The organism is Paenibacillus sp. JZ16 (genome assembly GCF_015326965.1).
GTDB lineage: Bacteria > Bacillota > Bacilli > Paenibacillales > Paenibacillaceae > Paenibacillus_AQ.
In genome coordinates this window covers 5,391,491-5,403,963 of sequence record NZ_CP017659.1, presented here as the reverse complement: position 1 = coordinate 5,403,963, position 12,473 = coordinate 5,391,491, and the positions used below count along the sequence as shown (strand labels likewise).

The 12,473-nt window shown below is 51.9% G+C and carries 12 protein-coding genes; 4 read left to right on the top strand and 8 right to left on the bottom strand.

The genetic code is table 11. The features are described from left to right. Positions 1-24 precede the first annotated feature (24 nt). The 7 genes from BJP58_RS24320 to BJP58_RS24290 form a co-directional block, all read right to left on the bottom strand. Entirely contained in the window at positions 25-360 is a 336-nt protein-coding gene (locus BJP58_RS24320; protein WP_194540916.1) for a hypothetical protein, read from the bottom strand. A 185-nt stretch (positions 361-545) separates the two neighbouring features. Then, positions 546-812 carry a hypothetical protein gene (locus tag BJP58_RS24315; RefSeq protein WP_071220868.1) on the bottom strand — a complete coding sequence of 89 codons (267 nt, stop codon included), beginning with the start codon at positions 810-812 and terminating at the stop codon, positions 546-548. 64 nt (positions 813-876) lie between these two features. Then, complete coding sequence (locus BJP58_RS24310; RefSeq protein WP_411829542.1) at positions 877-1,740, bottom strand: inositol monophosphatase family protein; 864 nt, start codon at positions 1,738-1,740, stop codon at positions 877-879. Positions 1,741-2,004: 264 nt separating this feature from the next. After that, positions 2,005-3,006, bottom strand: a complete 1,002-nt coding sequence (gene uvsE, locus BJP58_RS24305) for a UV DNA damage repair endonuclease UvsE (RefSeq protein WP_194540914.1) — start codon at positions 3,004-3,006, stop codon at positions 2,005-2,007. Further along, positions 3,003-3,320 (bottom strand): hypothetical protein, encoded by a 318-nt coding sequence (locus BJP58_RS24300; protein WP_006208215.1) that lies wholly within the window; start codon positions 3,318-3,320, stop codon positions 3,003-3,005. Before BJP58_RS24300 ends, uvsE begins: the two co-directional genes overlap by 4 nt. Positions 3,321-3,418: 98 nt before the next feature. Continuing rightward, the gene (locus tag BJP58_RS24295) at positions 3,419-4,513 is read right to left on the bottom strand and encodes a D-alanine--D-alanine ligase (protein ID WP_194540913.1); all 1,095 of its coding nucleotides are present in this window, start codon (positions 4,511-4,513) and stop codon (positions 3,419-3,421) included. Between the two features lie 45 nt (positions 4,514-4,558). Next, the gene (locus BJP58_RS24290) at positions 4,559-5,581 is read right to left on the bottom strand and encodes an amidase domain-containing protein (RefSeq protein ID WP_194540912.1); all 1,023 of its coding nucleotides are present in this window, start codon (positions 5,579-5,581) and stop codon (positions 4,559-4,561) included. Between the two features lie 316 nt (positions 5,582-5,897). On the opposite strand from BJP58_RS24290, the gene acnA reads away from it, so the two are divergent. Continuing rightward, complete coding sequence (acnA, locus tag BJP58_RS24285) at positions 5,898-8,615, top strand: aconitate hydratase AcnA (RefSeq protein WP_071220873.1); 2,718 nt, start codon at positions 5,898-5,900, stop codon at positions 8,613-8,615. Between the two features lie 184 nt (positions 8,616-8,799). Then, complete coding sequence (locus BJP58_RS24280) at positions 8,800-8,955, top strand: hypothetical protein (RefSeq protein WP_194540911.1); 156 nt, start codon at positions 8,800-8,802, stop codon at positions 8,953-8,955. A 203-nt stretch (positions 8,956-9,158) separates the two neighbouring features. On the opposite strand, the gene BJP58_RS24275 is transcribed toward BJP58_RS24280, so the two are convergent. Then, positions 9,159-9,899 carry an IclR family transcriptional regulator gene (locus tag BJP58_RS24275; protein ID WP_194540910.1) on the bottom strand — a complete coding sequence of 247 codons (741 nt, stop codon included), beginning with the start codon at positions 9,897-9,899 and terminating at the stop codon, positions 9,159-9,161. 221 nt (positions 9,900-10,120) lie between these two features. Here BJP58_RS24275 and BJP58_RS24270 point away from each other — a divergent pair, with 221 nt between their 5' ends. Together BJP58_RS24270 and BJP58_RS24265 are read left to right on the top strand one after the other, a co-directional pair. After that, positions 10,121-11,113: an alpha/beta fold hydrolase gene (locus tag BJP58_RS24270; protein ID WP_194540909.1), complete on the top strand. Its 993-nt coding sequence runs from the start codon at positions 10,121-10,123 to the stop codon at positions 11,111-11,113. Positions 11,114-11,246: 133 nt separating this feature from the next. Further along, complete coding sequence (locus BJP58_RS24265; protein WP_194540908.1) at positions 11,247-12,422, top strand: Fe-Mn family superoxide dismutase; 1,176 nt, start codon at positions 11,247-11,249, stop codon at positions 12,420-12,422. Positions 12,423-12,473 lie beyond the last annotated feature (51 nt).

The following is a 12,473-nucleotide window of genomic DNA, read 5'->3' as shown; positions in this document are numbered from 1 at the left end:
AGCAACCTATTAATGGTACTGAACTCAACCAGGACGATAAGGTTTCATGAGAAGATAAGCGAATAAATAGCCAAGAGATGTAGCTCCAAACCAAGCAAATATCCCAGGCGTGGCTGCCAGATACAGGCTTGGCAATATCGACCATCCAAAAGCAACCAGCAGCAGCAACCGGTAGGAATAAAGCACCCCGAGCATCGCCAAGCTGGCTGGAAGAAACAGCATAACGAACGTAGTTAAGGCTGGTTTCCAGCTGGTCTCATCGGAATAAGGGTTGAAAAAGATAAGGATGCACCATAGCAGCATGGAGGCTGCCCCGGATGCGCCTCCCAGAACATGACATATTTGAATCCGAACTCGCATGATCTCCCCCCTATGTGGTCAAGGTCAACCATAGTCACACCAACTTGAGCCAGCCTAGAACAGTGTGATCTTGGCCAGCCATCATAAAAAAATGGACAGCACGCTCTATGCTGTCCATTCCTGGTTCGGGCCTTTAACGAATAGAAATGTCCCACTTCGTAAACATCCCATCCCTTAAAGCGCTATCAAGCTTCTTCACCTGAATCCTCAGGCTTATCCTTCTTAACTGCCTTATCCATGTACTTGTCATAGCGATCATCCACTTCCTTCGCCATGCTGCGGTACTTCTGCGTCTCTTCCACAATAGGATCAAGCTGCGTCTGAATCCGGATCTCGTATTTCGGAGAGAGAAGCCTGCGCTCCTCCTTCTCCCGATCCTTCTTCTGCATTTCACCGTCCGTTAACATCTCGCTGAGCTGGCGCTCCAAATCCTGATCCGACTTCTCATTCATCGTAAGCACACTCCTTTATCAAGCGGTTGTAAGTGACCTGCATTTCTCTGTCGTCCCAGGCCGTTTAGCGAACCAAAGCTTCGCCGGCGTCTTTTAGTGTATCCAGAAAACGCTGATGAATCAGCCCGTTGGTTGCCGCCAAATGACGCACCGACAGATCATATGGCTTTCCTTCCGTATCGGTTACTTTACCGCCGGATTCCTGAACCAATAGTGCGCCTGCAGCAACATCCCAAGCGCTCAAGCCGTGCTCCCAGTATCCGCTGAGGCGGCCGGCAGCCACATAAGCAAGATGAAGCGCAGCGGAGCCGCCTGCTCTTACATTGCGGACCATCGGCAGCAGCGCCTGCAGCTCCGCCATATTCAGCGGCAGGTTGACCGTGCTGTCCAGCGGGAAGCCCGTGGCCAGCAAGCTGTCCGACAATTGATCTTCCTTGGAAACATAGGTAGGGTTGCCGTGAACGTAGGCTCCTTTTCCTTTTTCCGCAACAAACAACTCGTCCCGGGAAGGGTCGTAAATAACGCCGACAATGACTTCTCCATGATGAGCCAGTGCAATCGACACGGAGTAAAACGGAAATCCATGAACATAGTTCGTCGTTCCGTCCACAGGGTCAATAATCCAGAGATACTCTTCGTCCTTGGCGTCCTCGAGTGCCTTATTGTAGGCATCGCTACCCGGGGCAACCCCTTCTTCTCCGAGGATCGCATGATCCGGAAAGTGCGTCAAAATCAGCTTGCGGATCATCTGCTCCGCGCCTTTGTCCACCTCGGTTACGATATCCTGTGCCGAAGACTTGGTGCTCAACTGCTTGACGGTACCGAGTTTGCTCTTAATCCACTCTCCCGCTTTGGCGGCGCAATTAATCGCAACGGCGGTGTAGCTCTTACTGCTGACAACATAAGGAATCTTTTCATTCTCGTTCAAAGCATTCACTCTACTTTCTATATAAATCTAGTGATTTTTGACAATCCCTACATCCTATTCAGTCATGGCGGTAATCGAAAGGGCAACCATGCGAAAATTCCGCCTATTTCAATAAAAGTCCGTCCTATGCTGTGCACCTGAATGCTTGGCGAGAACGAACTTTTTTATCCGATGTCATGTGTTAAGGGGAATCTCTGTTTGGATACTTCCAACGTAACCCAAAATCCATCAACTTGCAAGTGTTAACAATCTCATCTTACCCGGTTATGGGTTTACTTCGATGGAAGCACCGTCGAGAATGGTTACGCCCTCTTCCGTATAATCTCCCAAATCCTTCATCAGATCAAACAAGGCGCCGTCCTTCATCTTCGCTTCAATCATGACGTCTACCTTCGACGTAGCCCCCGCAATATTCCGTAAAAACGCCAGCAATGGCACGACATCCACCCCATCCGCATGGCTGCGGATATCGGTAGGGCTCTTGGGACTGGATACGTGAATCTTGGGCGGGAGCGGCTGCGCCCGGTCCGAATCGGCCTGCGCAAGCGGCGTCTCCCAGGTGCGAAGGATATCCGGCCACAGCTCCCAGGGTGCCTCGCCATCGTTATTGACCCACTGGTGATGAATGTCCAGTACCATCGGCAGCCCGGTCTGCTTACATACGGCCAACGTTTCCTGGGCGGTAAAGGTTTTATCGTCATTTTCAAGGGTCAATCGTTCCTTGATGTGCGGCGCAAGCTCATGAAAATGTTCAACGAATCGCGCCGCTGCCGAGGGCTTGTCCCCATAAGCTCCCCCGATGTGGATGTTGTTCTTCATCGAAGCAGGCAGCTCCATCGCCCGCAGCATATGGACGTGCGACTCCAGATCACGGATCGAATTGGCCAGCACTTCGGGACGCGGCGTGCTCAGCACCGTGAAATGATCCGGATGAAAGGAGACCCGCATTCCGTGCTTTTTCACGAATTCCCCAATAGCCTTAAAGCCTTCCCGCAAAGCCGGGAACGGATTCCAATCCTGCATATCCTGATGCGTGGCCAGCGGAATCAGTTTGGACGAGAAGCGGTACACCTTGATATCGTGAGCCGCATTATGCTTTAGAAGCCGAAGGGTATTATGTAGATTCTCATTCGCGATCCGCTCCAGTTTGTGTAAGCCGGCCTCACGGTCATTCAGCTTCATAAAACTCTTCATGGTCATCGTCTTGGAAGGAGAAGCATTCTGCACGACCGTGGACATGGCCACATAACCGAAACGGACAATCATGCATGATCTCCAAAGAACATTTCGTGAGCCAGCGCTGTTTGTACGCGTGCTTCCTCATCAGTCAATTTGCGGATCAGCTGCAGTTCGACCGAAGTGACCTCGCGGCCCTGGAAGTTAATCTCCGATACGCATGCAGTGATCAGGACGATGGCCACCGCCTGATTATCCGGCGTATAAGCAATAACCTTCTGTCCTGTCGGAAATACCCGGAGCCCGTCCTTCAGCATTTTACCGCGGCCGTATTCCAGCAGCTCATAGAGCTCCTGCTCACTCTTAAACTTACAAACGGAATTGAATTCGGTTTGAAATCCCATAATACGTATCTTCCTTTCATCCCATAATATTAGACTCAAGGGGAGCCGTATTAAATAGCGCGGACTCCCCCTGGTGTTTCATATCCTATTGTGACGGCTTACGCCTGGTTCTCATAAATCAGGGATTGCTTGCGGTTGTACCGCTCAAGACCCAGCTCGATCATCCGGTCAAGCAGCTCGCGGTAGGACACGCCCGTTTCCCGCCACAAGAGCGGGTACATGCTGAACGGCGTGAAGCCAGGCATCGTGTTCACTTCATTGATCAGAATCGCGCCGTCCGAACGGCGGACAAAGAAGTCGGCCCGAGTAATGCCGCCGCCTTCAATCGCTTTGAACGCGGTAATGGCGAGGTCGCGCAGACGATCAGCCGTATCCGGCTCGATTTCGGCCGGAATTTGCATCTGTGATTGTCCATCCGTATATTTGGCCGCATAGTCGTAGTATTCACTGGAAGAGACAATTTCACCCGGAACGGATGCCATCGGCTCATCATTGCCGAGCACGCTGACCTCCACTTCGCGTGCATTCACGAACTCTTCTACGATGATCTTGTCATCGAACCGGAGCGCGGATTCAATCGCCGCCTTAAGCTGCTCCCGGTTCTTAGCCTTGGATATCCCGACGCTTGAACCCAGGTTGGCCGGTTTAACGAAGCTCGGGTAACCGAGTTTATCCTCGATATCCTTCAGCACTTCATGCTGGCTCCGCTCCCACTGGGTACGATTGAAATAACAGTACTCACATTGCGGCAGCCCTGCTTGTGCGAAGAGCTTCTTCATCACGACTTTATCCATCCCCGCTGCCGATGCAAGCACGCCGGTTCCCACATAAGGAATGTCCGCCATTTCGAACAGTCCCTGAATCGTTCCGTCCTCACCGAACGTCCCGTGAAGCAGCGGGAACATAATATCCACCGCCTGACTCTCTTGGCCATACAATCTGCTGAACACGGCGTTCAGCGCGGTTTGCGTGCCTTCCCCTTCAGCCAGCTTCAATTCCTCCAGCTGGGCAAAAGGAGCCGACAGCTTGCTGCCGATTCTCCAGCTACCCTGCTTGGAAATATAAAACGGAACAATCTCATATTTATCAAAATCAAAAGCGTTCATGACCGCGAATGCCGTGGATAGCGACACCTCATGCTCGCCGGATTTACCCCCGTATACTAAACCTACCGTCAATTTATCCTGTCCCATGTTAACCTCTCTCTTGTCCGTATTGCAGCACGACATGCTGTCATCTTAAAAATAATCGGGGATATGGTAAAACCGGTATTCGGTGTTATCATTCCAAGCGTAGGAATCCCGGTAGTCCCAATAGCGATGACGGCTGGACACCGTATGTGCATTAACGAGCGGCATACCGCCCGCGTCAAACGCCGTCACGATGGTGCTGTGCTGAAACGCGCCGTCACCATCCCAGTCGTATACGATGACATCCCCCAGCATCAGCTGCTCGGGACGCTCCACCCGCTCGGCCCGCAGCCCCGAGGCACTGGCGTTCAAATAATGCGCAAAGCTGTTCGATACCGCCCAGCTGTAGCTCCACCATTCCCGTTGGTTTACGTACCCCTTGTACCACCATCCCGTTTCTCTTTTACCAGTATAGTGGATTGGGGCTTTGCCTGCAAAGAGGCACTGGGAGATATAATTCGTGCAATCCACGTCAAATTCCTCAAACTCCGGATTCCCGGAATCCCACCAACGGTCGGCATATGCAGCTGCGGCTTCACGCTCGTAACGGCCGGACCGCGGGCTGCTGCCGGCGGCGTATACGCGTCCGTTCATAAAGGGAGTCGACGGCTCTCTACCAGCCACATCCGCGCCTGCTGCCGGAACATCGGCTCTTTGCAGGGGATGGCGTTCATCCTGCAGACGTTCGATGCCTACGATCAACCAGGCATCCCCGTCCCGGATCAGCGTCAGCCGCTCTTTAAAAACCGTATCCTCCCGGTGCGTCATCCCTCTTTTTTCATAATAAAATACGCTGTGAAGCCGCACGTCCGCGACCACATCATCCTCCGTCTCCCTCAGAATGCGCAGGAGGCGGGCACGAGTCTCGCTCTTAAGCGGCATTGCCTCCCGCTGCGCATACCACGACTGCAGCCGAAACTGCCTTTCTCCTCTCTCTACCAGGAAATTCAGATCCGCTACAATCTGCTCTTTCAGGCCTGAAGAATAGTCCACGCGATTTTGGTTATATTGATTGACGTAAATATATAGAGCTTGCTTCCAAGGCTTCTCTGCTTGCTTCAGACTGTTCATCTACTCTCCTCCTCTAACCTTGCCTTTCACGCTGTTCCCTATCACAACTATATGAAGAAAATGTTCGGGCTATGTACTTCGGTCAAGAGAATACAGAAACACCGGGATCACAGCGACTGTATTCGGGTAAAAAACAGGCTTGTTTTCACCTTTTTGAAATACGTTTCTTCTATAAAAAATGCTTTACGCAGCGAGTTGAAAACGGTATACTTAAAGTAGTTAATTTATGAAATTAGGTTTCACCTAGTGAAACGAAAGAGGATTTATCTCAAACTGTCTTTATTCGATTTATGAAATGACTTAAGGAGGTTCATCAATGCCAGCAAAGGATCAATTCTCCATCTCCCGCAACCTGGAGGTGGGCGGTAAAAGTTACCGTTATTTCAGCCTGCAGGCTCTCGAAGAGCAAGGATACGGCAGTGTATCCAAGCTTCCTTTCTCCATTCGGGTGCTGCTGGAAGCAGCCGTTCGTCAGTTCGACGGACGTGCAATTACCGAAGATCATGTAAAACTCTTGTCCAAGTGGAATGAAGGACGCGACAACAACAAGGAAATTCCGTTCATTCCTGCCCGTATCGTATTGCAGGACTTCACCGGTGTTCCGGTTGTCGTAGACCTTGCAGCTATGCGTGACACCGTTAAAAAATCCGGCGGCGACCCTAAACAGATCAACCCTCTCGTTCCGGTTGACCTCGTTATCGACCATTCCGTCATGGTTGACGCTTTTGGTACCGATCAAGCTCTGGAAACGAATATGAAGCTTGAATTTGAGCGTAACGAAGAGCGTTACCGCTTCCTCCGCTGGGCTCAAACGGCATTCAACAACTTCCGCGCAGTTCCTCCTGGAACGGGGATCGTTCACCAGGTTAACCTGGAATACCTTGCTTCCGTAGCGGCTACGAAGACGGTTGACGGCGAAACGCTGGTCTTCCCTGATTCCCTCGTAGGTACGGACTCCCATACAACCATGATCAACGGTCTTGGCGTTGTGGGCTGGGGCGTAGGCGGTATCGAGGCGGAAGCCGGCATGCTCGGCCAACCGCTGTATTTTGTAACGCCTGAAGTTATCGGCTTCAAGCTGACGGGCAGCCTGGCGGAAGGCGCAACAGCGACCGACCTTGCCCTCACAGTAACCGAGCTTCTCCGCAAGAAAGGCGTTGTAGGCAAATTCGTAGAATTCTACGGTCCTGGTCTTGCTAACATCAGCCTGGCTGACCGCGCAACGGTTGCCAACATGGCTCCGGAATACGGCGCTACCATCGGCTTCTTCCCGGTTGATAGCGAAACCTTGGCTTATCTCCGGAATACGGGCCGTACCGATGAGCAGGTTGAGCTCGTGGAGAGCTACTATAAAGCGCAAAACATGTTCCGTACGGCAGATACGCCGGACCCTGAGTTCTCTGATGTGATCGAATTGGATCTCGCTTCGGTTGTACCGAGCTTGGCTGGACCGAAGCGTCCGCAAGACCGTATCGAGCTTACCAACATGAAACAGAACTTTAACGATATCATCCGTACGCCAATCGACAAAGGCGGATACGGCCTCAGCGATGAGAAAATTGCGGAAACCGTTAAAGTCAATCATAAAGACGGCTCTACCAGTGAAATGGGAACGGGTGCCGTTGTTATCGCAGCCATCACCAGCTGTACGAACACGTCCAACCCAAGCGTTATGCTCGGCGCAGGTCTCCTGGCGAAGAAAGCCGTTGAACGCGGCCTGACGAAGCCTGGCTATGTGAAGAGCAGCTTGACCCCAGGTTCCCTTGTCGTAACCGACTACCTCGAGAAGTCCGGTCTCTTGCACTACCTTGAAGCTCTCGGCTTCTATGTTGCAGGCTATGGCTGCGCAACTTGTATCGGTAACTCCGGTCCATTGCCGGATGAAGTGAGCGAAGCGATTGCCGACAACGACATGACGGTAGCCGCCGTATTGTCGGGTAACCGTAACTTTGAAGGCCGCGTGCATGCTCAAGTCAAAGCCAACTACCTGGCTTCGCCGCCATTGGTTGTTGCTTACGCTCTGGCAGGCACAGTGAACATCGACCTGCAGAACGAACCGATCGGCTACGATCCGAACAATGAGCCTGTCTATCTGAAAGACATCTGGCCAACGAGTGCGGAAATCCGCGAAGCGATCGGTCAAGCCGTTAGCCCTGACGCTTTCCGTGAGAAATACGAGAATGTGTTTACCGCCAATGAGCGTTGGAACAAGATTCCTGTTCCTGAAGGCGAACTGTACGAGTGGGACGATCAATCCACTTACATCCAGAACCCGCCATTCTTTGAAGGCCTGGGCAACGGCCTGAACGACATCCAGGACATCAAGGAAGCGCGCGTGCTGGCTCTCTTGGGCGATTCCGTTACAACGGACCATATCTCCCCAGCGGGTAACATTGCAGTGAACAGCCCGGCCGGTAAATATCTGAGCGACCGCAACGTGGAGCGCAAAGACTTCAATTCCTACGGCTCCCGCCGTGGTAACCACGAAGTCATGATGCGCGGTACCTTCGCTAACATCCGGATCCGTAACCAGGTAGCTCCAGGGACGGAAGGCGGCGTTACGACTTACCTGCCAACGGAAGAAGTGATGTCCATCTATGATGCTTCGATGAATTATCAAGCAGGCGGACAGAACCTCGTCGTTATCGCCGGTAAAGAATACGGTACAGGAAGCTCCCGTGACTGGGCGGCAAAAGGTACGTATCTCCTCGGCGTCAAAGCCGTGCTGGCTGAAAGCTTCGAGCGTATTCACCGCTCCAACCTTGTGGGCATGGGCGTGCTTCCGCTCCAGTTCCAGGAAGGTCACGGCTGGAAGAGCCTTGGTCTGAACGGCCGCGAGACATTCGATATTCTGGGCCTCAGCAACGATGTGAAGCCTGGTCAGGAATTGACCGTTGTCGTTACGCGTGAAGACGGAACCCAATTCGAGTTCCAAGCTATCGCCCGCCTCGACAGCATGGTGGACGTGGACTACTACCACAATGGAGGTATCCTCCAAACGGTACTGCGTCAAATGATCGCATCGAACCAATAAGACACACCCTACAGGCGCTTTAGCCTTAGGAACAAATCCCCATCATCCGCTTATGGATGATGGGGATTTTGTTATTTTTCGGTACTTTTTTCCTGAATATTGGATTTTCCGTTTCGGATGACGCCATGAAGGTTAATTGGTAAAAAACATTTCCGGAAAATCCATACCCAGGAGGAAAGTACCTATGATCAAAATACATACGTTAGCTTCGTTCCAATATCAATACCAACGGCCGCAGCCGGTGGCAGCGCCTAAGAAGGACGAAACGACGGATAAAGCCCTCACCTTTCAAGAGATCCTTAATCAGAAAATGAAGGAAAAGAACACGAAGCTGACTTAAGCTGGCCTTGCCTATTACATAGCGATGCCGTCACGGCAAAAAGGACCGTTCCTACGATCACCAAGATCATGGGTAAGGTCTTTTTGCTCGTTATCGAACGCTCGTTCCCGCATAAAAAATGACCGGGCAGCTGTATCACATGGGGCCGCCCGGTCATTCAATAACTTATAGTGATGCTGTCCGCACTCTCGCAATAGAATGAATTAAATCATCATTCCCATTTCCCGTGCCGCCTCCATCAGGATTGGCGCATGTTCGCGAAGCGTTTCCGCTGACAGGCGGGTGACTGGCCCTGACATCGACAGTGCTGCCGCCACTTGACCATTCCGGTCAAAGATGGGTACCGATACCGCAGCGGCTCCAGGCTCGCGCTCTTCGATGCTGATCGCGTATCCCTTCTCCAGTATTTCGGCCAGCTGCTGCCGGTAAACGATCCGGTCGACGGATTCCGGCCAATCCGGCGCATTCAGCAGCTCCTCCTGATCGGCCGGTGGCGCAAAGGCCACCAGTACCTTGCTGGATGCGCCAACCGACAACGGAAGTCGCACTCCGACCTGGGCGACCCGCCGAATGCCCTGGTTGCTCTGAACCGCTTGAATCCGAAGACGATCCGAACCGTCTCTTAAATACAAGCTCACCGTTTCCCCAAGCTGATCCCGTAAGGCCTCCATCGCGGGCAGAAGGCGAATCGCCGGGTCGTCGCTTTGAGACAGATGCATGGACAGCTCCCATATCTTCAAGCCGAGCCGATATTTCTCCGTCTCTTTGTTACGCACAACGAATCCGTTGTCTTCCAGCGTTGTTAGCAGCCGATGAACGGTACTTTTATGTAATCCGATAAGGGTAGAAATCTCTGTGAGGGCAAGTTCACTGCCTTTCGTAAAACACATCAATATATCAAGCGCCCGCTCTACAGCACGCACCGTCAATTTACGGTCTTCCATCCCGACCAGCTCCTCTCCTGTTTCATTCTATGAAACCTGGTTACAAGAATTATATGAGAATTCTTCTCAAAAGTAAACCATCGAGACAGGGACTTTACAGTTGTCTTACAATCTATGGATTTGCATTGACTTTATAGGCATCCGGGCATACGATTATTATAATTCCACCTCTTTCATGTTAACGAAACAAATCCAGACTATATGGTAAGGAGGGGCCACTTATGAGCACAACGACTGGTAGTAATGCCCCACTCTCCCAATTAAATGACACGCCAGCCGAGCTGTCGACAGGCTTGGTTCGTTTAAAGCATATTATATTAGCGTTGTTATTATCTGTCGTTTTTTTCCTGGTTTTCTGTTTTATTGCGCTTCATGCCTATATTGCATGGGTTTTGTCGAATCCGACGGTTGCTCCGCTCTACTCCAATCCCAAGCTTGCTAAAGATATGAATTACGAGAATATCACGTTCCACTCCATTGACGGCAAACGAAATATAAATGGATGGTATATCCCGGCCGAGAACTCCTCCAAAACCATCGTGCTCAGCCACGGATACGGCGCTAACCGGGAGGAAACCTGGGTACCGATGTACGATATCGCCCATTACGCGCACAACATGAATTTTAATGTGCTGATGTTTGATTACGGTTTTGCCTCACAGACCAGCAAGGAAGTGGCAACCGGGGGCAAGGAAGAGAAACGCCAGCTTCTCGGGGCCATTGAACATGTGAAGCAGCGCGGCGCGAAGCAAATTGTCGTCTGGGGCTTCTCCATGGGTGCCGGTACGGCGCTGCAGGCAGGGCTTGAGACCAAGGATGTAGATGCCATGATTCTGGACAGCGCCTTTTTATTGGAGCCGGACACGCTTTACCACAACATTCACAACCAGATCAATCTTCCTCGTCATCCGTCCCTGGAGATTCTGGAGCTGCTCTTCCCAGTGCTCAATGGCACCAGCCTGGATCAGATCCCGTACAATGAGGTGAAGAAGCACGATTATCCGTTCCCGACCTTGTTCATTCACGGAACGAAAGACGACAAGGCACCTTACCCGATCGCCGAGAAGATTGCTTCCAACCAAACCCATACGGATTCGGATTCCTGGATTGTAGAGGATGCGCATCATGAGCTTATCTTCCGTGAGCACCCTAAAGAATATCTGCGCAGAGTATCCACCTTTCTAGGAAAACTCGAAACACCGGATGAATCCTGATGCTTTATTGATCATACGATCCACTTCCCCCTGCTGCTTTGATGCGGCGGGGGTATTTTTATTTCCCCCTCATAATACAGGCCGTCACGTGAATATAGTGTGTTTAGTGAACCTGATACTGGAGGGAACGGACATGTTATTTATTTACGGAGCAAAGCTCCCGGTACGATTACTCGAAGAGATTCGCTATTGGAAACATCAGGAAAGGAAGCATACTGGCCTTATCAAAGCCGTTGTGCCGGAGCTGGAGCCGGACTATGTCAAAATGCTGGATCAATGGGCCGTGGTGTTCTCCGACACGGAAAAAGCAGCAGACGAACTTCTGCGCCACATTCTCCGTTATGACGGGCCTCCTTCGCCGCAGGTGCTGGCCCAGGTCGAACAGCTGCTGCGCGCTTCCTGCGAGCAATCCAGAGAGTTCATCCGCCAACTGCATGGCTTAAAGGAGCATAGTGAGGCTGTTCGGAAAGTGCCGCTCGCCAGCACGGTGCTGCACCATGTGATTCGGGAGTCCGAATACTTCCTGAACGCGCTGGAGACGCTCAACTCCGCTGGAGCGCTGGAGAGATTTATGGATGTGGAGATGCCGGTGCAATCCATAACGCTTCACGAGGCCTCCTCCCCACCGCCATCTCGCTCTGAGGCTGATCTGTCCATTCAAGGCATGGGAGACAGCGGCAAGGCCGTACCGATTGGCGGACATCGCCTTCCTCCGCTGCCTTACGCATATAATGCGCTGGAGCCTCATATCGACGAGAAAACCATGCGGATTCATCACGATATCCATCACCAAAGCTACGTCGACGGTTTAAACAAAGCGGAGAAAAAACTGGAGGCAGCCAGAAAAAGCGGCGATTTCGAGCTGGTGAAGCATTGGGAACGCGAGCTGGCTTTTCACGGAGCCGGCCACTATTTGCACACGATCTTCTGGGACATTATGAACCCGCAGGGCGGTGGGGAACCGGGCGGGGAGCTTGCTCAGCAGATCAAGAAGGATTTCGGAAACTTCGATCGCTTTAAAAAGCACTTCTCCGAAGCTGCAGACAAAGTGGAAGGCGGCGGCTGGGCAATCCTCGTCTGGAGTCCGCGCAGCCATCGACTGGAAATTCTGCAGGCCGAGAAGCATCAGAACCTCTCCCAGTGGGACGTCGTACCTCTTCTGGCACTGGATGTATGGGAGCACGCCTACTACCTCAAACATCAAAGTAAACGCAAGGATTACATCAAGGATTGGTGGAACGTGGTCTACTGGCCAGCGGTTGCGGAGCGTTTCAAGCATGCCAGTGAGCTGAAATGGAAGCCTTTTTAATTTAAAGCCTTGCTGGGTTGCTTCACATTGGTTAATATTGGGTATGATGTC